Genomic DNA, 22,528 nt, shown 5'->3' on the forward strand with positions numbered 1-22,528 from the left:
GGAGAACAGCAACCTTAGAGCCAAAACGTTCTTTGAAGCGCTGCACCATCATCGGCGTTAACGATATTTCTGGCACGAGAACGATCGCTTCCTCACCTCTGCTAGCACATTGGCAATCGCTTGCAAGTACACTTCTGTTTTTCCGCTGCCAGTTATCCCATGCAGTAAAACGGCTTCGCTACCTTTTGATCGCATGCTTGCTTGATGGCATGTAACGCGTGCGCCTGGTCTTTCGAGAGCGTCAATGGTGGTTTAAGTGGACTGTCTATTGCAAAAGGGTCTCGATATTGCTCTCGCTCCTCAATCGAGACGATCCCTTTTTCTTCTAAAGCTTTTACAGTGGCATAACTTGCCTGGGCCATCTCTGTTAAACGGCTTAAAGCAAGACCGTCTCGTGCTTCCTGCAGGTGTTGAACGACGTCTTTTTGCCGAATGGCTTGGGCAGACAAGCGTTCATAAGCTCGCTCGGCGTCTATCGTGAGCGTGACCCATTTCACCTTTTTAATCGAGCCCTTGTCTTTTGCTTCATAAATGAGATCAAGCGCGCCCTGTTTTAAAGCAAGCTGTACTTCTCGCATGACATCAGGGTGCGCATCGATATCCTCCCAAAGCACTTCTTTGTTTCCAGCAAAAAAAGAACGCACTGTTTGTGATAACGCTTCTTCTTTTTGAAGAATGATTTTTTTTCGATAGGTTGATTTTAACGCCGAAGGAAGCATCGCTTGATAAGCAGAGATGAGAAAACAAAGCGTCGATTCAGCCAGCCACTTTCCCAGTGTCAATAACTCCTCTGTGAGTACAGGCTCCGGATCAAGCAACTCAACAATTGGCTTCGTTTTTAAAATGTCTGTCGTTGTTTTTACTTCAATGACCATGCCTTGAATTTTTCGTGGTCCAAAAGGAACGAGAACCCGCATGCCCGGTACAACCAGTCCTTCCCATTTTTCGGGAATCTCATAATCAAACAGCCGATCGGTCTGACGGACTGGCACATCGACAATGATAGATGCATACATCGTCAGTTCATCCTTTGTTCATAAGCTGATATATTTCACGAATTAGCTCTTCTGCAACTCGCTGTTTACTCATTCGTTGTAACGGTTTTTCCATGTCTTCTGTTATCATCGTCACTTCATTCTCATCAGATTGAAAAGCACTGTTTGGTCCGGCGATGGAATTGGCGACGACGAGATCCAGATTTTTCTTTTTCAATTTGGTTCTAGCATATTGCAGCACATTAGTTGATTCTGCTGCAAACCCGACGAGAAACGGCTTATCGGCTGCTTGGCCTAGATGCTCTAAAATATCCTTCGTTCGTTTCATTTCAATAACAAACGAACGATCTTTTTGTTTTTTTATTTTTTCCGTATGCACGTGAGCAGGCGTATAGTCTGCTACTGCTGCCGTTTTCATAATAAGATCATATTCACGATAAGCACTCATGACCGTACGGAACATGTCTTCTGCCGTAACGACTGGCACAAGCTGAACACCTTGAGGTTTATCGAGATGAACAGGACCTGAAACGAGAGTGACCTCTGCACCTTGTCGAGCCGCCTCAGCCGCCAGAGCGTACCCCATTTTCCCAGAAGAGCGATTGGTAAAAAAGCGAACTGGATCAAGCATTTCCTGGGTTGGTCCAGCCGTGACGAGTACTTTTTTCCCGTGAAGCAGCTGAGTCGACGAGTCTGCAAAAAAATGACTGATCGTCGCGACGATTTTTTCTGGTTCTTCGAGCCTTCCTTTGCCAACGTAACCACATGCAAGGTAGCCTTCATCCGGCTCGATAAAGCGTACACCTCGCTGAAATAACGTTTCGATATTGTCTTGGACAGCTGGGTGACCATACATATGTACATTCATTGCCGGCGCTACCCAAATCGGCGCAGACGTTGCTAGTAGAATCGTCGTGAGCATATCATCGGCAATGCCATGTGCCATCTTTGCCAATATATTGGCCGTTGCTGGGGCGACAATCACAAGATCCGCCCAATCTGCCACATCAATATGAGCAACGACCTCAGGATGATCTTCTTTAAATGTGTCCGTATATACGGGCTGCCGTGTTAATGCTTGAAAGGTAATCGGCTGAACAAATTTTTGGGCGGAATCTGTCATCACAACACGGACAGAGGCCCCCTTCTGCGATAATTGACTCGCCAGATTACACGCTTTATAGGCAGCAATTCCTCCAGAGACGCCTAAGACGATACGCTTTCCTTTCATCTCTTCACCTACTTTCATAAAATCATCACAGGCCATCGGATATCACAAACAATTGATGTGTCGCTGCTGCAGGCGCGTTACATTCGCCTAATAATCGACTAACGAACAACAGGCTCGTTAAAAAGAAAACAACCTATACCATTAGGTTGTTCACATTGTAGACAAAGTCGACCTTGACTTTGTCTGTTGCTTTTGTCCATTGTTATGTTTTAAAACGTGCCTATTTTTCAACCTGATTTGAAAACGAAGTTGAAAGTTGTTAAGTCGTCTGTGAATCTTCCTCAGAGTAATCTCCACGCAACGGCACAGTATCAACATAATCTACTGCTAATCGCCCGTTTCGAATTTCTTCAAGTGCCACACCAACATTTTTGTGCGAATGCGGAGACTTAATATAAGGCTGGTCATTCTCAAGCAATTGTCTTGCTCTTCTTGCGGAAACCGTTACAAGTGTATATTTGGAATCTATTGACTCCATCAGCGAATCAATCGATGGGTATAACATTATTGATCACTCTCCAGTGCTTTTTGATAAACAGATGCCACACGGCTGCGTTTGCAATGCTCAGCTGTGACAATGGCTTCGACACGTGAACACGCTTTTTCAATATGATCGTTCACGACGACATAATCATACTCGTCCATTAACTCAATTTCTTCTCTCGCTGCTTCCAGGCGGCGCGTGATCGTTGCTTCATCTTCTGTCCCACGCCCGAGAATACGCGAGCGAAGCTCAGCAAGAGACGGAGGGGCAAGAAAGAGAAAAACACCTTCAGGGAAGGCTTTCTTCACTTGCATGGCACCTTTTACTTCAATTTCTAAAAATACATCTTGACCCCTGTTTAACGTGTCATTGACGTAATCGATTGGTGTTCCATAATAATTTCCTGCATACTCGGCCCATTCTAACAGGCGATCCTCTTTAATGAGCTGCTCAAATTCGTCACGGGTTTTAAAAAAATAATCAACGCCTTCCACTTCACCAACGCGCGGAGCTCGTGTTGTCATCGAAATTGAATACTGTAATGATGTCTGCCTTTCAAATAAGGCTTTACGTACGGTTCCTTTACCTACCCCAGAAGGTCCGGACAGAACCAACAGTAGTCCCTTTTCTTTTAATTCCATCGTTTATCCTTCCTCCGGTAGTTCTTCTTTGTTCACTAACCGCTGAGCAACGGTTTCTGGCTGCACAGCTGATAAAATGACGTGGTCGCTATCCGCGATGATGACAGCGCGTGTCCGCCTTCCATATGTAGCATCAATAAGCATATTACGATCTCTTGCTTCTTGAATAATTCGTTTAATAGGTGCTGACTCTGGACTAACGATTGAAATGATTCGATTTGCAGAAACAATATTTCCAAAGCCAATATTAATGAGTTTAATACTCAACTGCCATTCCCCTCTCGCTTTATCATTCTAGCCTTTTGTCTTTCATTTTAAAATCAGGTACCGGTCAAATTTATTCAATATTTTGCACCTGTTCCTTCATTTTTTCGAGTTCAGCCTTCACGAGGATTACAGCCTCTGCGATGGAGAAGAGATGAGATTTTGAACCAATGGTATTGGCTTCCCTATGCAGTTCCTGCGTAATAAAATCCAATTTACGGCCCACAGGCTCTTCACTTTGAAGTGTTTTTTCAAACAGATGAATATGGCTATCAATACGAACTAGCTCTTCAGTGATGTCATACTTTTCAGCAAGAATCGCCACTTCAGCAAGCAGACGCTCCTCCGATGCTTCCGAAATGGCGTCATTTGCCTGCATATCCTTTAAGCGGGCAATCAACTTTTTTTCATATACGTCTGTAGCTTCAGAAGCATGGGCACGCACCTCACTGACGAGATGGCGTATCGTGTCAAGCCGCTTCATTAAATCGTTGTACAAGGTGTGCCCCTCTTCAGCTCTCATTTGTTGAAGCTGAGAGAGTGCCTCATCAGTGGCTTGCTGAATGTCATCCAGAAGGAAGGAAGGGACATTCTCTGATTCTTCCATTATTAAAACGCCTTCATGGTGAAAAAGAGACTCTAGCGTTACATCGTCATTCTTTTGAAACCTCTCTTTAGCTTGACGATAAGCCGTGACAATTTGTTCAGCCAATGCCCAATCAACCTTCACCTCTTTAGTGATCAGCGATTGTTCGTTAAAACTAATATGGACATCGATCTTCCCTCTTTGGATCTTTGAGGAGACGAGTGCCTTTATGCGTTCTTCAGCAGATGGAAGGGGGGAAGAGAGCTTGACGTTTATCTCTTTAAAGCGATGGTTAATGGATTTAATCTCTACGACGGTGCCATCCTTTGCAATCCCCCTACCGTATCCGGTCATACTTTTAATCATGGCTATCACATCCATACTTCATTTTAATGGATTTTACTGTGACAGACAAGTGGTGTACCGATTTAGGCTTCCAAATGCCTTAAGACTTCTTCAAGTGAAAGATGGATAATAAGAAAGTTGGAATAGCTGCCATACCCATCACGAGTAGCCATTCGCGAGCATCGAGCGGGACTGTATGAAAAATAGGCTGTAAAGCCGGAACGTACACAACTGCAACGACCATGACGAATGAAAGCAACACTGCCCCGACGAGATACATATTTTGAAAAGGGTTGCGATGAAAAATCGAGTGATCGCTCCGACAATCAAAAACGTGTACGAGCTGCGCCATGACGAGTGTTAAGAAAGCAACAGTCTGTGCTTCTATGAGTACACCGGTTTCCTCATAGGTGATTAGAAACGCCAAGAGTGAAACGATCCCGATGAGAAATCCGCGTGAAATAATTTTCCATGCGAGCCCACGGGAAAACACGCCTTCGTTTGGCGGACGGGGTTTTCGTTTCATTACATCGCCCTCGGGCTGGTCCATCCCTAAAGCAAGCGCGGGTAGCCCGTCGGTCACGAGGTTGACCCATAAAATTTGGATCGGAACGAGCGGCAGTGGCATCCCGAGAAGCATTGCAAAGAGCATCACTAAAATTTCACCGACGTTAGATGCCAATAAATAGCGAATAAATTTACGGACATTTTCGTAAATGTTCCGCCCTTCTTTCACTGCGGACTGGATTGTTTCAAACCGGTCATCAGTTAATATTAAATCCGACGCCTCACGAGCGACTTCGGTCCCTGTTTTACCCATAGAAATACCGATGTCAGCGGCTTTAATAGCTGGAGCATCATTGACACCATCACCTGTCATCGCACAGACGTGACCCCGTTTTTGAAACGCTTGGACAATCCATAGCTTATGCGCTGGTGACACTCTCGCAAAGACGTCAATGTTGTCGATCTCATTCGCGAGATCGTTTACAGTCATTTCTGCCATGTGACGCCCTTCCATCACCCTTCCACCCGTTCGGAGAATCCCTAAATCAGCTGCAATGGCTTCGGCAGTTTTTGCATGATCGCCTGTAATCATGACAGTTTTAATGCCAGCTTGCTGACATTCACGAATGGATTGCTTCACCCCTTCTCGTGGTGGGTCAAGCATTCCAGCCAGCCCGACAAGAATGAGCTGATCCTCTGCTAGCTGGAGCGTCGCTGCTTCTTCAAGCGAAGGTATTCGCTTATATGCGATGGCAAGCGTACGCAGTGCATCTTGAGCCATTTCGTCCACTTGCTTCGTCACTAGCGCTTTTTCAGAGGCACCGATTCGTTCGACTCGACCGTTCGACAATCGACGATTACAGCGGCTGAGGACGTAATCAGGTGCACCTTTGACAATAACGAAATACTCCTGTTTTCTGTTTTGGACAACAACACTCATCATTTTCCGGTTTGAATCAAATGGGTATTCCTTCTGTACCGAAAATTCCTCACGTAATTGAGCTCGCGAGATTCCAGCCTTCATCGCTAGTGTGAGCATCGCACCGTCTGTTGGATCGCCATTTAACACGTACGCACCTTCGTCATTTTCTTGAATGTCTGCATGGTTGCACAGCATGCCAAACGTTGCTAGCTGCAGCAAATGCTGCGATTGCTTTGGGTCTGCTTCACCGATCTGATCTCGTCGTTGAAAGGTGCCCTCAGGCGAATAGCCTGTACCGTGGACCCGCCACTCTTCTTCGCCTACACGTACACATTTTACCGTCATCTCATTTTTCGTCAGTGTCCCGGTTTTGTCAGAACAAATGACCGATGTACATCCGAGCGTTTCTACAGCTGGGAGCTTCCTTATAATGGCGTTGCGTCGGATCATTCGCTGCACACCTAAAGCAAGTGCAACGGTAACGATCGCAGGCAACCCCTCCGGAATGGCGGCAACCGCTAATGAAACACCAGCAAGCACCATCGTATACATATCATGACCTTGGACGATGCCTAAAAAGACGACCGCAGCTGTCAATAGCAGCGCACCAACGATTAATATTTTACCGAGCTCAGCAAGCTTTCTTTGCAATGGCGTTGTCGTTTGACCTGACGTATTCATCAGTTCAGCAATGCTCCCCATCGCCGTTTGCATTCCTGTCCCTGTCACGACCAATGTGCCGCTACCACGGGTGACGAGCGTTCCCATAAAACTCATATTGCTTTGATCGCCAAGCGGCAAGCTATCGTCCTCAAGCACATTCGTTTGTTTATCTACCGGCAGTGATTCTCCAGTCAATGCGGACTCGTCGATTTGCAAACGATCTGCTGACAAAAGCCGCCCATCAGCACCTACCCGATCACCTGCTTGGAGACGAATAATATCCCCGCGAACAAGGTCGGTTGAAGGAACCTTTTGCCAAAGACCTGAGCGTAGCACCATCGTTTGTGGCGCAGATAACGCCTTTAAAGCAGCTAACGATTTTTCTGCTTTTCTTTCTTGTAAGTACCCTAAGCAACCATTAATAATAATGATCGCCATGATTGCAAATGCATCAACGTATTCTCCCAACAACCCAGAAATTAGCGTCGCAGCAATTAAAACAAGCACCATAAAATCTTTAAATTGCATTAGAAACGTTTGCCATCCAGGTGTTAATTTACTTTCCTCCAAAGTGTTGGTGCCGTCTTTACTCCGCCGGTCGAAAACAGAACGGTCTGTGAGGCCATTCTCTGGATCAGTTTTAAACGCACGTATCGTCTCATTGACTGTTTTTTGATACCATTGCACGTATCTCATCCTCCTCTGCTCAACACCCATCCTATTCAGGCTTGTACGAAAACATGCTATACTTAGCATCACGAATGAGAGGTGATTAAGCATGTCATTTGATGGAGTCGTCACAAACGCGGTCGTCTCTGAAATGCAACATACTTTACTAGGAGGCCGCATCACAAAAATTTATCAGCCTTCTGAAACCGATGTGCTCATCACAATCCGAGCTCAGCGGGAAAATCATACACTGCTTTTTTCTGTACATCCTACTTACGCCCGCTTTCATGTAACAAAGGAAAAACGTGCGAACCCTAAAGAGCCACCAATGTTTTGCATGGTCTTGCGTAAGCATCTTGAGGGGAGCATCGTTGAAAGCATTGAACAACGAGGGTTGGAACGAATCATTACATTAAAAGCAAAAGGGAAGACAGAAATTGGAGATGCATCATTAAAAGAGCTCACCTTTGAATTAATGGGGAAGCATAGTAACCTCATTCTCATCGACAGCGAAACACAGCAAATTGTCGACAGCGTAAAGCACCTTGGACCGTCAGTAAACCGTCATCGTTCTGTCCTCCCAGGGCGGCCATATGTCGAACCTCCTTCACAGGAGAAGACGAACCCTCTGGATGCAACAGCAGATGATGTCTTGCGCATCGTTGATTGGAATGCAGGGCGAATCGATCGTCAACTCGTGAACGCTTTTGCAGGGCTTTCCCCACTGCTTGCCAAGGAAATTGTTGACCGGGCCGGTCCAGGGTCTAAAGAGAACATCGTCGAGGCATTTTTGTCTTATGTTCATATCGTCCGTGAGCAGAAGTTTAAGCCGATCATCTACCGCAAACCGAAAGAGCTCTTTTATGCGTTCCCACTCGCGCATCTCAAGGCAGAAGGAACAGAGTACACTTCACCTTCTCTAATGCTTGATGCCTTTTTCTCTGGCAAAGCTGAACGAGATAGAGTCAAACAGCAAAGCCAAGACATTGCCAAACTATTAACTAATGAAATGAAGAAAAATGAGAAAAAGCTGAAGAAGCTACAAAAAACGTTAAAAGATGCCGAAAAAGCTGATATGTATCAAAAGGAAGGCGAGCTCATCACTGCGCACATGCACTTAATTAGCTACGGTGATTCGTCGGTTGATGTCATCGACTATTACGACGAAGAGCAACCTACCATTCGATAGAACTTGATCCGAATCAGTCACCGTCTGAAAATGCGCAGCGCAAGTTTCAAAGATATCAAAAGCTTAAAAAAGCGCGAACTGTTGTCAAAGAGCAAATTGAACAAACCTACGAGGAAAACCGTTATTTAGATACACTCGTTGCACAGCTCGCTAAAGCAGGAACAGGCGATCTAGAAGATATTCGTGAAGAGCTTGTTGAACAAGGCTACTTAAAAAAGCGCCAATCTACAGTAAAAAAGAAAAAAAATACGGCACCTTCACTTTCCTTATTTGAATCGTCTGATGGTCACCAAATTTATGTAGGCAAAAACAATAAGCAAAACGAATACTTGACGAACAGGCTCGCTCATAGAGATGACCTCTGGTTCCATACAAAGGATATTCCTGGTTCTCACGTCGTCATCCGTTCAAAGGAACCAAGTGAGACAGCCATCATTGAAGCAGCATCGATCGCTGCCTTCTTTAGTAAAGCTGGGCAGTCGTCATCTGTACCAGTGGATTACACGAAAATCCGACATGTCCGCAAGCCAAATGGTGCAAAACCCGGCTTCGTCATTTACGATGAACAGCAGACGGTTTTTGTCACTCCTGTTGAAGAAGAGATTGACCGGTTGCGAAAGCAGTAAACAAAACGCAAAAAAGCACCCTGACACGTCAAGATGCTTTGCTTTCAAATGTGTAGACAAAGTCTTTTAAAGCTTTGTCTACACTTATTTATTGGAATTTATGATGTAACGACCCAGTCCGTTTTCTCAGGCGACTTCGTCCATTCTAACACTTGACTGGCTTGGTCTGCCTTCATACCTCGCTCTTGAGCGACTTCTAATAGTGCAGTAATCGTCGTTAACGAAATACACTCGATTCCGAGATCTTGACATTGCTGCATACTTTTTTCCATTTCATATGTAAAAATGGAAGCAATCCCTAACACCTCTGCCCCTTCAGATCGTAGCGCTTCGACAGCGGACAACGCACTGCGTCCGGTCGAAATTAAGTCCTCAATGACAATGACGCGCTGTCCCGGTTTAATCACACCTTCAATTTGTGAGGCGGTTCCATGCGCTTTCTTTTGTCCACGTACATAAACCATTGGGAGATCGAGCACATCGCTGATCCAAGCAGCATGAGGAATTCCTGCCGTAGCAGTCCCTGCAATCACATCTACACCGCCAAATTCTTCTTGAATCCGTTTGCCTAAGGCTTGAGCGACTTCACGGCGAATGGCTGGATAGCTAATTAAAAGTCTGTTATCGCAATAAATCGGTGCCTTTAATCCGGAAGACCACGTGAATGGATCGTCTGGCTGAATCGATACAGCCCCAATATCTAGTAAATGCGCAGCCACCTGTTTATCTATCTTCAATACTCACACGCTCCCATTCCTCTACAACTGTTTGATAAGCCGTCAATGGATCGTTCTTTTGCGTAATGCTTCGACCAACAACGATGGCTGTGCTTCCTGCCTTACGCGCTTCTCCAGGCGTCATCACTCGTTTTTGATCGTCAAGCGCATCTCCTTTTAAACGAATCCCAGGGGTCACTGTCCAAAAATCTGGACCAAAAGCATCACGTAGCATGGAGGCTTCATGTGCGGAGCAGACGACACCATCCAAGTGACTGTTTTGAGATAGCTTGGCATAATGCATAACCGCTTCTTGCATCGTTCCTTGCCAGCCTAGCTCTTCGGTAAGCATATAGTCGCTCGTACTCGTCAGTTGTGTGACGGCGACGCATTTTGGACGTTCGTTTTGCCCGCTTCCTTCTTCAAGGCCTTCAACAGCCGCCCTCATCATTTCCGAACCACCAGCTGCATGAACTGTCACTAAATCAATCCCTAGTCTCCCTAAATTTCTCATACCGTGGTGCACGGTCGTCGGTATGTCATGGAGCTTTAAGTCTAAGAAGACCGAATGCCCTTGCTCTTTTAACGTTTCAACAAACGAAGGCCCTTCTTTATAAAAAAGCTCCATCCCGACTTTTACCCACGTAGAACGTCCTTTGAAATCGGACATAAATGTATCAACTTGTTCTTTTTCTGGAAAATCAAGCGCGATGATGACTCGTGGTGGCAACTTTCTTCCAGCTCCTTCCTTGAATATCCTCTAATCGTTCGGCCCCAAGCGCTCGCAGCGCTGCCGGCAACGCTGAAATCAGCTCAGGACAGACCATTGGATTGACAAAATTTGCCGTCCCAACAGCGACAGCACTCGCCCCTGCGGAAATAAAATCAATGACATCTTGGACGTCTTGAATACCGCCCATTCCAATAACAGGGATGTTCACAGCCTGAGATACGTCGTAAACCATTCGAATGGCGACCGGTTTAACCGCTGGACCAGACAACCCACCAGTACGATTGGCAAGGATCGGTGCGCCTGTTTTTTCGTCTAGTCGCATCCCAAGCAAAGTATTGATGAGTGTCACTCCGTCTGCCCCTGCGGACTCAACCGCTTTCGCAACACCGACAACATCAGCTGTGTTTGGAGACAGTTTCACATAGACCGGCACTTCCGATACAGCTTTCACAGCTGTTGTCAGTGATGCCGCAAGCTCAGGTGTTGTCCCAAAGGCGATGCCGCCTTCTTTTACGTTCGGACAAGAAATGTTAAGCTCAAGCGCATCGACATGAGGTGATGCTGACAAGCGTACAGCCACGCTCACATAATCTTCCTCCGTAGCCCCTGCGACATTAGCGATAATGGGTACGTCGTACTGACTAAGCCATGGCAGCTCTTCGTCATATACCTTGTCAAGACCAGGGTTTTGCAAGCCAATCGCATTCAGCATACCAGACGGTGTTTCAGCCACACGCGGGGTCGCATTTCCGAATCGCGGCTCTGGCGTCGTTGCTTTAATCATAATCGCACCGAGTTTCGAAAGCGAATAGAAACGGGCATATTCTTTACCGAACCCGAAGCAACCTGAAGCAGGCATGATCGGATTTTTTAATGCTAATCCAGGAAGAGACACTGACAAATCCATTACAACACCACCTCCCCAGCCCGAAATACTGGTCCGTCTGTACATATTTTCTTATATGACGTTCCGCCGTCATATGTCTGACAAACACAGGCAAGGCAGGCCCCAACACCACAGCCCATACGCTCCTCTAATGAAACATACAGCTCTTTGTTAGGCAACGCTTGTTCTAAAGCACGTAGCATCGGTGTTGGTCCACACGAATAAATACGATCCGCCTCGCTGTCTGTCACGTCTGCCTGAAGCGCATCGGTGACGAGTCCCTGCATTCCGTAAGTACCGTCAACTGTCGTAACAGTTGTTGGCCCTAAAGCGGCAAATTCTTTTTCATAAAAAACCGACGTCATTGTATCAAAACCGAGAATATGGCGTACAGCAATGCCTTGATTTTTAAGCTGTTTCGCTAAGTAGTAAAGCGGAGGCACGCCGACGCCTCCACCAATAAGCAATGCACTGCGGCCTTCAGGAAGGTCCGTAGGGAAACCGTGCCCTAACGGACCAAGAACGTCGACCGTATCCCCCGCCCGCAAACGTGCTAGCTGCTTCGTTCCTTCACCTTGACGACGATAAATAATTTTAAGCTTGCGCTCTTTGACATCGACATCGCACAGAGAAATAGGCCGTCTGAGCAGTGGTGCTGTTCCTTCAGTGACACGCAGATGAACAAATTGTCCAGGCACAGTCATTTGCGCCACGAGGCTTCCGTACAGCTCTGCTTCAAAGACCGATTCGGCAATTTCACGTTGCTGAACGACTTCAAGGTGCTCTTTTTCAATCATACGGAATGAGCCTCCTTCGTGTCTTTCATATCCGGCATCGACTCTGCTTGAAAGCTCATTGACTCAAGGACACGCAAAATGGCTAATGTCGTATCGAGAGAGGTTAAACAGCCGACGCCATTTTCAACGGCTTCACGGCGAATACGGAAACCGTCTCTTGCTGGTTGTTTTCCTTTGGTCAACGTATTCACGACGAAGTGTGTCTTACCGCTGCGAATGACATCAATTAACGTTTCCCCAGAGCTGCCGATTTTTTGGACGACACCGACGTCAATGCCTCTTTCTTTAAGCATGTTGGCCGTACCTTCCGTAGCAAGTACGTGAAACCCAATCTGCTGAAAACGTTGAACGAGCGGCAAGGCTTCTTCTTTATCTTTGTCAGCGACTGTGAATAAAATTGTGCCATAGGACGGGATTTCCATTCCTGAAGCGATCAAACCTTTGTATAGTGCTTTTTCGACCGTTTGATCATGACCCATCACTTCGCCGGTTGACTTCATTTCAGGTCCTAAAGAAATGTCGACGCGACGAAGCTTCGCAAAGGAAAAAACAGGCACTTTCGTATACACACGATCGGTTGTTGGGAGCAAGCCCGTTGTGTAACCAAGCTCTTCCAATGTTTGTCCGAGAATGACTTTTGTCGCAACGTTTGCCATCGGAACACCCGTAATCTTGCTTAAAAATGGCACCGTCCTACTCGAGCGCGGATTCAGCTCAAGCACATACACTTGCTCATGATGGATAACAAACTGGATGTTTAACAACCCGACGATACCGAGACCGCGCGCGAGTGCAACCGTTGCCGCCTCAATGTCCTTCAAGCACTTCTCACTCAAGCTTTGTGGCGGGTAGACCGCAATCGAATCGCCACTATGAACACCCGCACGCTCGACATGCTCCATAATGCCCGGGATTGTCACTGTTTCTCCATCGGAAATCGCATCGACTTCGATTTCTTTCCCGGTCAAATAACGGTCTATTAATACCGGATGATCACGGCTTACACGAACCGCTGTTTTCATATAACGAAGTAAATCTTCTTCTTCGTAAATAATTTCCATCGCGCGCCCACCAAGAACGTAGGACGGACGAAGCAGTAACGGATAGCCAATGAATTGAGCGACATCAACAGCTTCATCAATCGACGTCACCGTGCGTCCTTCAGGCTGAGCGATACCAAGCTCATTCATCGCTTGTTCAAAGCGATCACGATCTTCAGCCCGATCCATATTATCAAGGGACGTTCCCAGAATTTGAACGCCTCGCTTTGCTAACCCGTCTGCTAAATGGATCGCTGTTTGCCCGCCAAACTGAACGATGACCCCTTCAGGCTGTTCCAAATTGACAATATGCATCACGTCTTCGACGGTCAAAGGCTCGAAGTACAGTTTATCCGAAATACTGAAATCGGTCGAGACCGTTTCTGGATTATTGTTAACAATAATGGCTTCATAGCCTGCTTCTTTAATCGCATTCACACAATGAACCGTCGCATAATCAAATTCAATGCCTTGTCCGATCCGGATTGGACCTGAACCGAGCACTAAAATAGATTTACGCTCACTTGGGGCTGATTCATTCTCTTCTTCATATGTTCCATAATAGTAAGGCGTTTTCGACTCAAACTCAGCCGCGCACGTGTCTACCATTTATAAACTGGGGAAATTCCCTCGTCCTGCCGAAGTCGTAGTACGTCCTCCTCTTGAACATCCCAAGCGCGAGCAATCGTCTCATCTGAAAAACCAAGGCGCTTCGCTTCGGTAAGAACCTCAACGTCATTTACATGATGTGAAAGTTGCAGTTGGAATGCGACAAGCTGCTCAATTTTGTGTAAGAAAAACGGATCAATCTTTGTCAACCGATGAACATCGTTGAAAGACCATTCACGTCTAAAAGCTTCCGCTAACAAGAATAACCGTTCATCATCTGCATCTACAAGGCGCTTTCGTAACTCTGAATCATTGACGTCTTGAACCTGTGCTGGAAGCAGCTCACTCACATCGGTTTCCAGGCTGCGAATCGCTTTCTGCAACGATTCTTCAAAAGAGCGCCCAATCGCCATCACTTCTCCAGTCGCTTTCATTTGCGTACCGAGCTTCCGATGCGCAGATTCAAACTTGTCGAATGGCCAGCGCGGGATTTTGCTAACAACGTAATCGAGTGCAGGTTCAAAACATGCGTATGACGTTCCAGTGACCGGATTCTTCATTTCGGCTAATGAAAGCCCAACGGCGATTTTGGCAGCAAGTTTAGCAATTGGATAGCCGGTTGCCTTAGATGCAAGCGCCGATGAACGACTGACGCGTGGGTTTACTTCAATGACATAATATTGAAAGCTGTACGGGTCAAGGGCGAGCTGGACGTTACAGCCCCCTTCAATTTCCAACGCTTGAATGATCGTTAAAGATACATTTCGTAAAAGCTGATACTCCCGATCGCTTAGTGTTTGGCTCGGTGCGACGACGAGCGAGTCACCAGTGTGAATGCCGACAGGATCAATATTTTCCATGTTACAAACGACGATGGCCTGTCCTTTGCTGTCCCTCATGACTTCATATTCGATTTCTTTAAAACCGGCAATACTTTTTTCAATCAAGCATTGGTTCACCGGACTGTTTTTTAAGCCGCTTAACACCGTGTCAGTTAATTCCTGCTCGGTATGACAAATGCCTCCACCTGTTCCTCCAAGTGTATAGGCTGGGCGTACGATAACAGGAAAGCCAACCCGCGTACTAAATCTTCTCGCTTCATCAAGCGTATGAATAATATCACTCTCAGGTACAGGCTGCTTTAACTCTCCCATTAGAGTTCTAAACTCCTCGCGATCCTCCGCCTGTTGGATCGCGCTCAGCTTCGTGCCGAGTATTTCAACGTTACATTCTTCAAGGACACCTGCTTCATGTAGTTCCACAGCGAGATTTAATCCTGTCTGTCCGCCAAGCGTTGGAAGAAGTGCATCTGGACGTTCTTTCCGGATGATCTTAGAAACGAATTCAAGTGTGAGGGGCTCAATATAAATCTCATCTGCTGTCGTCGTATCCGTCATAATTGTCGCTGGATTAGAGTTGACGAGCACAACAGTATAGCCTTCTTCTTTTAAAGCTTGGCATGCCTGTGTCCCTGCATAATCAAATTCAGCCGCTTGCCCAATGATGATTGGTCCTGATCCAAGTACGAGTATCTTTTGAATATCTTTACGCTTTGGCATGTACGAGCCCCTCCTTCTGCATTTGAATCATTTTCATAAACTTATGGAATAAGTGATTTGAATCTTCTGGGCCCGGTGAAGCCTCAGGATGATATTGCACGGAAAAAGCAGGTGCGGTTCGATGCTCCAAGCCTTCGACCGTTCCGTCATTTAAGGCGCGATGAGTGACAACAATATCAAGACCTTCTAACGATTCCTCTGCGACGGTGTAGCCATGGTTTTGCGACGTAATGTCGACGCGTCCTGTCGCAAGCTCCTGAACTGGGTGATTCGAGCCGCGATGACCAAATTTCATTTTGACCGTTTCTGCACCAGCTGCAAGAGCGAATAGCTGATGTCCAAGACAAATGCCGAACAACGGTACTTTTCCAATTAAGCCTTTAATCGTAGCAACGGCCTCTGGGACATTTTGTGGGTTGCCCGGACCGTTTGATAGCATGACGCCATCGGGATGCAGCTGTAGCACTTCCTCATACGTCGTATTGTAAGGAACGACGACGACATCACAGCCTCGCGCCGTCAGTTCACGTAAAATCCCGTGCTTCATCCCATAGTCTATCAAGACGACGCGATCACCACGACCAGGTGCACTATACGGAGAGCGTGTCGATACTTGCGCGACTTGGTTGATGGGAAAAACATCCTTCGCTAAAGAAGCAGCGACTTGATTTGCATCCTCTTCTATTGAACAAATCTTCCCTTTTAAAGTCCCGTGCTCACGAATTTGTCTCGTTAAACGCCTCGTATCAATCCCGCTTAACCCAGGAATGCCTTTCGACTCAAGAAATTGATGGATTGGCTCTTCACTACGCCAGTTGGACGGAAACACCGCATGTTCTTTGACAATGAGTGCCCCAAGCGAAGGTGAGATTGATTCAAAGTCATCTCGATTGATCCCGTAATTGCCAATTAAAGGGTACGTTAATGTAACAATTTGCCCACAGTAAGAAGGATCAGACAAAATCTCTTGATAGCCTGTCATTCCTGTATTAAAGACGACCTCTCCATTGACATCCGTAGTTGCGCCAAACGCCTCACCGACAAAAACAGAACCATCCTCTAACACAAGTTGTTTTTTCATTTACTACCGTCCCCTTTCCAAACGATCTGTCCGTTAACTATCGTAGCGACCGGCCAGCCTTCACACACCCAACCTGAGAATGGGGTGTTACTGCCTTTTGAAAGAAAATCTTCCGTTCGAATTTCATCTTTTTTTGCTTCATCGACTAAAATGACATCTGCGACCGTACCCTCTTTGATCACGCCGCCGTCAAGGTGAAACAGCTCCGCTGGCTTCGTTGACATCCATTCGACGAGCTGAGCGAGGGTCGCTTTCCCTGTCTTGACGAGATGCGTATACAAGAGAGGCAAGGCCGTCTCTAGACCGACAATTCCAAAAGGCGCGTAATGAATATCCTGAGCTTTTTCCTTCGCTGTGTGTGGTGCGTGATCGGTCGCGATGATGTCAATGGTTCCATCCAGAAGCCCTTCAAGCAGTGCTGCTTGGTCTTCTTTCGCCCGAAGCGGTGGGTTCATTTTGTAGTTAGGATCTAAACCAGGCAAATCATCTTCACAGAGGAGAAGGTGATGCGGTGTCACTTCTGCGGTCACGTTGATTCCTGCCCTTTTCGCATCACGAACGACGCGTACCGATTCCTTTGTGGAGATATGACAAACGTGGTAGTGACAGCCTGTCGCTTCTGCCAGCAAAACATCACGGGCAATATGTACAGCCTCTGATATCGAGGAAATTCCTCTTACATTCAGTGCTTCGGCGACACGTCCTTCATGAATAGAGCCACCTGTAAGCAAGGTGTTGTCTTCACAATGAGCGACGATCGTCTTTCCTAGCCGAGCAGCTTCTTCCATCGCACTTTTCATCATCCCTGCACTTTGGACGCCGACGCCGTCATCAGTAAAGGCAAACGCCTTCTCTGCCATTTTTTCCATTTCGACACGTTCTTTGCCAGCCTGATTTTTCGTAATCGAAGCGTATGGCAGAACCCGAATGACGCCATCTGTTTGCATTTTTTGATAGATTGCAGCCAATTGCTCAGGTGTATCTGGCACGGGTTTTGTGTTCGGCATTGCGCAAATGGTCGTAAAGCCGCCTCTAGCTGCCGCTTGTGAGCCAGTTTGAATGGTTTCCTTTGCTTCTCCTCCCGGCTCCCTTAAATGGACGTGCACATCGATTAAACCTGGCAGCAACGTTTTTCCAGCACCTTCAATCACAGTATGATCTTGTTCACTCATCTCCCCAATGTTGGCGATACGCTCAATTTTACCTTCTGAGATAAGCACATCGACCGGACGATTAGACGGCTGTGAAAGTTGAACCTGCTTGAGAAGGATTCCCATTTTTTTGACCCCATTTCTGTTGTAGTACGGCTTCGATGACCGCCATTCTAGTGAAAACGCCATTTGTCATTTGTTTAAAAATGCGCGATGACTCGCTTTCAACGAGTGCACTTGCCATTTCAACACCACGGTTCACCGGAGCAGGATGCATAATGATCGCCCCTGGCTTCATACGTGCTGCTCTTTCTTCCGTCAGTCCATGCTTCGAAAGATACGCTTTGTCAACAACGATTTGATCGTGTCGCTCATTTTGAATGCGCAGCATCATGACGACGTCACTATCTTGGACTGCTTCGTCAAAGTCTCGATAAGGCGCCACCTTTTCTAGGGAACGATCCCTCCACTTCTCTGGCCCGCTCACAGCTACGTCTACGCCCAATGTCGTTAAGGCCGTAATATTTGATCGTGCGACGCGGCTATGACAAATGTCGCCAGCTATGACGACTTTCAGGTCTTGAAATGTGCCAAATTCCTGATAGATCGTGACAAGGTCGAGCAGCGATTGTGTCGGGTGGTCTCCACAGCCATCACCAGCATTAATGATTGAACACGATGTTGCTTCGACGAGTTGTTCATAATACGCTTCTTCACAATGGCGAATGACGATCAGATCAACGCCGATAGACTCCAAGGTTTTGACCGTATCGTAAAGTGTTTCGCCTTTTTCAACGCTACTTTGCGACACTTCAAAGGGGATGACATCCATGCCTAGTCTTCGTTCTGCCATTTCAAAGCTGCTTTTTGTTCGTGTACTTGGTTCAAAAAAAAGATTGGCAGCAAACCATTGGCGTGGACATGACATTTGCTTCCCTTTTGCAAAGCTGTCCGCCGCTTCAATGAGTTCACTAAGCGTTTCTTTACTCAGAGATTGGATATTGAGCAAATGGTTCATAAGGGGAATCCTCCTTAGAATATTGCCCTGGACGCATCATGTTCTGGTCTTTTCGTACGATTCATCTGCACAAAAAAAGCCTGGCACAAAGACCAGACCGAAGTGAAGGCAAATGCCTTTTTCAGACCGTCATCCTTTGCGCGCCTCTCAGGACGTCTTTAAAAGATGCATGTTTCATTACGCTGCAGAATCATTATTTTGCGCTAGTGCTTCATCAACATTCATTGTTTTCTGCCGACCTGGCAAAACGAGGTTAAGGACAATCCCGACCAATGTCGCCAAAGCCATACCTGAAAGCTCGAAGCCTTGCACTCGAATGACTGCGCCACCGACACCGATCACGAGAATGACCGAAGAAATTATCAAGTTCCGTTTATCACCTAAGTCGATATGATTGTCCACGAGCATTCGCAAGCCAGAGGCAGCAATGATTCCAAATAAGAGGATGGATGCACCGCCCATGACTGACGCTGGTATGGAGGACACAAACGCCGCCACTTTTGCGGAAAAGCCGAACAAAATGGCTAACACCGCAGCGCCTCCTAAGACATACACAGAGAATACTCTCGTAATGGCAAGGACACCAATGTTTTCGCCGTACGTCGTATTTGGCGGGCCGCCAAGCATTGAGGAAATCATAACCGCTAAGCCATCGCCTGCGATCGAGCGATGCAAGCCCGGTTTTTTAAGCGTATTTTGACCAGTCACCTTACTCAGTACGAGCTGATGCCCTGTATGCTCAGCGAATGTCACCATGGCGACAGGAACCATTGCCAGCGCTAAGAGCCAATTCCATGAAGGTGTGTATGTGACAAATGGGATAAAAAAGTCCGGAGCCGCGAACCAAGGCGCTTCGACGATCGGCGTCGTATCGACGAGCCCAAAGTACAGAGCCGCACCATACCCACCAACCATTCCGAACAAGATCGGAACGAGGCTTAACACCCCTCTGAAGTACATCGCCGCAATGACACAGATGGCGAGTGTGATAAAGGCAACAGATAAATGCGTTAAGCTATACTCTCCCCCGCCTCCGGTCATCGCATTATCGATCGCTGTCGGCGCTAAGCCAAGACCGATAACCATAATCACTGGTCCGACAACAATCGGAGGAAGGATGGCGAATAACCATCCGGTACCAAATGCGTAGATCAGTAAGGACAAAATGCCGTAAAGTAATCCAGCCAGAAATGCGCCTAACATCGCTGTGTCTAACCCATCACCAGCAATCGCTGTCGTAAGCGGGGCAATAAAAGCAAAGGATGAGCCTAGATAGGCAGGAATTTGTCCCTTAGTTACAATAATGTACGTTAAGGTGCCGATCCCACTCGTAACGAGCGCAACTGCTGGGTCTAGCCCAGTTAAATAAGGGACGAGGACAGTCGCACCCACCATGGCAAACAAATGCTGAAACGAAAAGATCAACCAGCGATGGAAAGGCGGACGTTCATGAATGCCATACGTCATTTGATTCAACTCATTCACTCCTATCTATTCAGCGTAAAAGTCGTGTTCATCCACAAAAAAAGCTCCTCACTGCATATTCCAGGCAGGAGGAGCTACTTTCTCAGTCCGACGATGTCGTGCCGAGAAAGATTTCCCCCTTTTGTTGCCTCTCTGGACACCATTAAAAGGGTTAACTTGTATGAATACTCACTTGATCTAGCGAATCAATTTCGGTGAGTTGCACATGAATTTGTTCTTGATTTGAAGTAGGTATGTTTTTGCCAATATAATCCGGGCGGATCGGCAGCTCACGATGTCCTCGATCGACAAGCACTGCAAGCTGAATATATTGTGGACGCCCTTGATCCATAATCGCATCCATGGCAGCCCGCACAGTGCGGCCGGTATAAAGAACGTCATCGACAAGTACGACCGTTTTATCGTTGATCTCAGTATCAATGTCAGTTCCTTTTAGCTTAGGCTCTAAATTGTCCGCTTTAATCGATAAATCGTCACGGTACATCGTAATGTCGACTTCACCAACTGGCGGACGTATGCCTTCAATTTTTTCAATCCGATCGGCCAACCGTGTCACCATATAGACGCCCCGTGTTTTAATGCCAATTAAGACGAGCGATTGGACACCTTTATTCCGTTCAATAATTTCGTGGGCAATTCGTGTCAGGGCGCGTTGAATCGCTTTTTCGTCTAACACAATCGCTTTTTCCATCGAAACCCCTCCTCCCGTTATCATAATTCCTTAAGGGTACAAAAAAGCCTTCCTATCGCTGTGACAGGAAGGCTTGCAGAACAGCTGAGAAGAAATGGAATGTCTTCAAGGACGACGCACATTTCCCCTCAATACTGTCTGATAACCGTACCTTTCTGTGTCTCACAGGACCAGTTTAAAGGACTCTTATTCAGATATTTTTTAGTATACTTGACGAGGGTCTTCTCGTCAAGACGAAGAACGTAAATCATCGACAAGCTTCGCAAAAATAGGCGGTGGTGGTGCCGTCAAATGTATAGATTCATTCGTTCTCGGATGAACAAACCCTAATGTCTCCGCATGTAAGGCTTGGCCATCACAAGAAAGCGTCTTTTTATACCCATATTTCGGATCGCCTGCCACCGGATGCTGAATGTAAGCCATGTGCACACGAATTTGGTGCGTTCGGCCCGTTTTCAAACGACATTCTACGAGCGAATACCCTGCAAATGTTTCCAGCACGGTAAAATGAGTGATTGCTTCTCGTCCACCATTCGGCACAACCGCCATTTTCTGCCGGTCGGCGCGATCCCGTCCAATTGGGGCATCGATTGTGCCGGTTTCGTGCGTAAAATTCCCATGGACGATCGCCTTATAAGCACGGTGCACTGCCCGATTCTGTAGCTGACGAACTAACGCCTCATGGCTTACATCATTTTTGGCAACCATGAGAAGCCCTGACGTATCTTTGTCTAGCCGATGGACAATACCTGGGCGCATCATCCCGTTAATGCCTGAAAGGTCTGTGCAATGATGAAGCAGCGCATTCACTAACGTCCCTGATGCATGCCCTGGTGCTGGATGGACTACCATCCCCGAAGGCTTATTCACGACAATCACATCTTCGTCTTCATAATATACATCTAAAGGAATCGGCTCTGGTTCAACCTGAATATCTTCAACAGGCGGAACAGTGACGACGATGGCATCACCTGTCTGCACCTTTACCTTCGCTTCAGCACGCGTCCCGTTCACAGTCACGTGCCCCTCTTCAATCCATCGCTGCACTTGGCTTCGTGATGTCTCTTCCAGCTGCGTTGCCACCCATTTATCTAAACGATCTTTTTTTGCTGTTTCTTCAACGGTGAACTCAAACATCTCTTCCATTATTTGGACGCCGACCTTTCCGTAGGTTTTTCAATAAATGACTGAATGATCATACAGATGACCCCGACGACCAATGATGCATCGGCAATATTAAAGATTGGGTAGTTGTAGTTAATGACCGGGATAACAAAGTCAAAAAAGTCGACAACTTCCTGGTGCACTAAACGGTCGATAAAGTTACCAATCGCGCCACCTAAAATGAGGCCTAAGGCAACTCCCGCCAAGGGACGATAGCGGCCATATGTTTGCATATAGTAAATGACCGCAATGATGACGAGGACTGTGACAATATAGAAAAACGTCATTTGCCCTTGCAAAATGCCCCAAGCGGCACCTCGATTCCGATGAGAAGTAAGGTAAAAGAACCCTTCAATCACAGGGATACTTTGCCACAAATCCATATATCGCAATACGAGCCACTTCGTCACTTGGTCAAGCACAATCATGACCACAGCAAGGATGTAATAGCGCATACCATTCAACTCCTTTTAAGT

Annotated in this window: 18 protein-coding genes and 2 pseudogenes; 1 reads left to right on the top strand and 19 read right to left on the bottom strand. The window is 46.8% G+C overall.

Annotation, left to right across the window (positions count from 1 at the left end):
* Positions 1-152: 152 nt before the first annotated feature.
* The 7 genes from G4V62_RS04800 to G4V62_RS04830 form a co-directional block, all read right to left on the bottom strand.
* Positions 153-1,016, bottom strand: coding sequence for a primosomal protein N' family DNA-binding protein (locus G4V62_RS04800; RefSeq protein WP_165199778.1), 864 nt, complete (start codon positions 1,014-1,016; stop codon positions 153-155).
* 7 nt (positions 1,017-1,023) lie between these two features.
* A complete protein-coding gene (gene coaBC, locus G4V62_RS04805) occupies positions 1,024-2,226 on the bottom strand; it encodes a bifunctional phosphopantothenoylcysteine decarboxylase/phosphopantothenate--cysteine ligase CoaBC (protein ID WP_165199780.1) in 1,203 nt (400 codons plus the stop codon).
* 259 nt (positions 2,227-2,485) lie between these two features.
* Positions 2,486-2,734, bottom strand: a complete 249-nt coding sequence (gene rpoZ, locus G4V62_RS04810) for a DNA-directed RNA polymerase subunit omega (RefSeq protein ID WP_312855437.1) — start codon at positions 2,732-2,734, stop codon at positions 2,486-2,488.
* Positions 2,731-3,351 carry a guanylate kinase gene (gene gmk / locus G4V62_RS04815; RefSeq protein ID WP_165199784.1) on the bottom strand — a complete coding sequence of 207 codons (621 nt, stop codon included), beginning with the start codon at positions 3,349-3,351 and terminating at the stop codon, positions 2,731-2,733. Before gmk ends, rpoZ begins: the two co-directional genes overlap by 4 nt.
* Before the next feature lie 3 nt (positions 3,352-3,354).
* Positions 3,355-3,618 (bottom strand): extracellular matrix/biofilm regulator RemA, encoded by a 264-nt coding sequence (gene remA, locus G4V62_RS04820; protein WP_165199786.1) that lies wholly within the window; start codon positions 3,616-3,618, stop codon positions 3,355-3,357.
* 70 nt (positions 3,619-3,688) lie between these two features.
* Positions 3,689-4,567, bottom strand: a complete 879-nt coding sequence (locus G4V62_RS04825) for a YicC/YloC family endoribonuclease (RefSeq protein ID WP_165199788.1) — start codon at positions 4,565-4,567, stop codon at positions 3,689-3,691.
* Positions 4,568-4,646: 79 nt separating this feature from the next.
* On the bottom strand, positions 4,647-7,325 hold the full coding sequence (locus G4V62_RS04830; protein ID WP_376768270.1) for a cation-translocating P-type ATPase: 2,679 nt from the start codon (positions 7,323-7,325) through the stop codon (positions 4,647-4,649).
* Between the two features lie 91 nt (positions 7,326-7,416).
* Between G4V62_RS04830 and G4V62_RS04835 the strand changes: the two are divergent.
* Positions 7,417-9,122: pseudogene (locus tag G4V62_RS04835) on the top strand (Rqc2 family fibronectin-binding protein).
* A 98-nt stretch (positions 9,123-9,220) separates the two neighbouring features.
* On the opposite strand, the gene pyrE reads toward G4V62_RS04835, so the two are convergent.
* The 12 genes and pseudogenes from pyrE to lspA form a co-directional block, all read right to left on the bottom strand.
* Positions 9,221-9,853, bottom strand: a complete 633-nt coding sequence (gene pyrE / locus G4V62_RS04840) for an orotate phosphoribosyltransferase (protein ID WP_165200050.1) — start codon at positions 9,851-9,853, stop codon at positions 9,221-9,223.
* Positions 9,846-10,568 (bottom strand): orotidine-5'-phosphate decarboxylase, encoded by a 723-nt coding sequence (pyrF, locus tag G4V62_RS04845; RefSeq protein WP_165199792.1) that lies wholly within the window; start codon positions 10,566-10,568, stop codon positions 9,846-9,848. The genes pyrE and pyrF overlap by 8 nt, the downstream gene beginning before the upstream one ends.
* Positions 10,540-11,478 carry a dihydroorotate dehydrogenase gene (locus G4V62_RS04850; protein WP_212508668.1) on the bottom strand — a complete coding sequence of 313 codons (939 nt, stop codon included), beginning with the start codon at positions 11,476-11,478 and terminating at the stop codon, positions 10,540-10,542. The genes pyrF and G4V62_RS04850 overlap by 29 nt, the downstream gene beginning before the upstream one ends.
* A complete protein-coding gene (locus tag G4V62_RS04855) occupies positions 11,478-12,254 on the bottom strand; it encodes a dihydroorotate dehydrogenase electron transfer subunit (RefSeq protein ID WP_165199796.1) in 777 nt (258 codons plus the stop codon). Before G4V62_RS04855 ends, G4V62_RS04850 begins: the two co-directional genes overlap by 1 nt.
* Positions 12,251-15,462 (bottom strand): annotated as a pseudogene (carB, locus tag G4V62_RS04860) (carbamoyl-phosphate synthase large subunit). The gene G4V62_RS04855 and the pseudogene carB overlap by 4 nt, the downstream one beginning before the upstream one ends.
* Positions 15,449-16,543 carry a carbamoyl phosphate synthase small subunit gene (locus G4V62_RS04865; protein ID WP_165199798.1) on the bottom strand — a complete coding sequence of 365 codons (1,095 nt, stop codon included), beginning with the start codon at positions 16,541-16,543 and terminating at the stop codon, positions 15,449-15,451. Before G4V62_RS04865 ends, carB begins: the two are co-directional and overlap by 14 nt.
* Complete coding sequence (pyrC, locus tag G4V62_RS04870; protein ID WP_165199800.1) at positions 16,540-17,820, bottom strand: dihydroorotase; 1,281 nt, start codon at positions 17,818-17,820, stop codon at positions 16,540-16,542. The genes G4V62_RS04865 and pyrC overlap by 4 nt, the downstream gene beginning before the upstream one ends.
* The gene (locus G4V62_RS04875; RefSeq protein WP_165199802.1) at positions 17,777-18,712 is read right to left on the bottom strand and encodes an aspartate carbamoyltransferase catalytic subunit; all 936 of its coding nucleotides are present in this window, start codon (positions 18,710-18,712) and stop codon (positions 17,777-17,779) included. The genes pyrC and G4V62_RS04875 overlap by 44 nt, the downstream gene beginning before the upstream one ends.
* A 177-nt stretch (positions 18,713-18,889) precedes the next feature.
* Entirely contained in the window at positions 18,890-20,179 is a 1,290-nt protein-coding gene (locus G4V62_RS04880; RefSeq protein ID WP_165200052.1) for a solute carrier family 23 protein, read from the bottom strand.
* A 169-nt stretch (positions 20,180-20,348) separates the two neighbouring features.
* Entirely contained in the window at positions 20,349-20,888 is a 540-nt protein-coding gene (pyrR, locus tag G4V62_RS04885; protein ID WP_165199804.1) for a bifunctional pyr operon transcriptional regulator/uracil phosphoribosyltransferase PyrR, read from the bottom strand.
* A 228-nt stretch (positions 20,889-21,116) separates the two neighbouring features.
* Positions 21,117-22,034 (bottom strand): RluA family pseudouridine synthase, encoded by a 918-nt coding sequence (locus tag G4V62_RS04890; RefSeq protein WP_165199806.1) that lies wholly within the window; start codon positions 22,032-22,034, stop codon positions 21,117-21,119.
* Positions 22,034-22,507 (bottom strand): signal peptidase II, encoded by a 474-nt coding sequence (lspA, locus tag G4V62_RS04895; protein WP_165199808.1) that lies wholly within the window; start codon positions 22,505-22,507, stop codon positions 22,034-22,036. Before lspA ends, G4V62_RS04890 begins: the two co-directional genes overlap by 1 nt.
* Between the last annotated feature and the right edge of the window lie 21 nt (positions 22,508-22,528).

This window comes from Litoribacterium kuwaitense (assembly GCF_011058155.1).
GTDB lineage: Bacteria > Bacillota > Bacilli > Bacillales > DSM-28697 > Litoribacterium > Litoribacterium kuwaitense.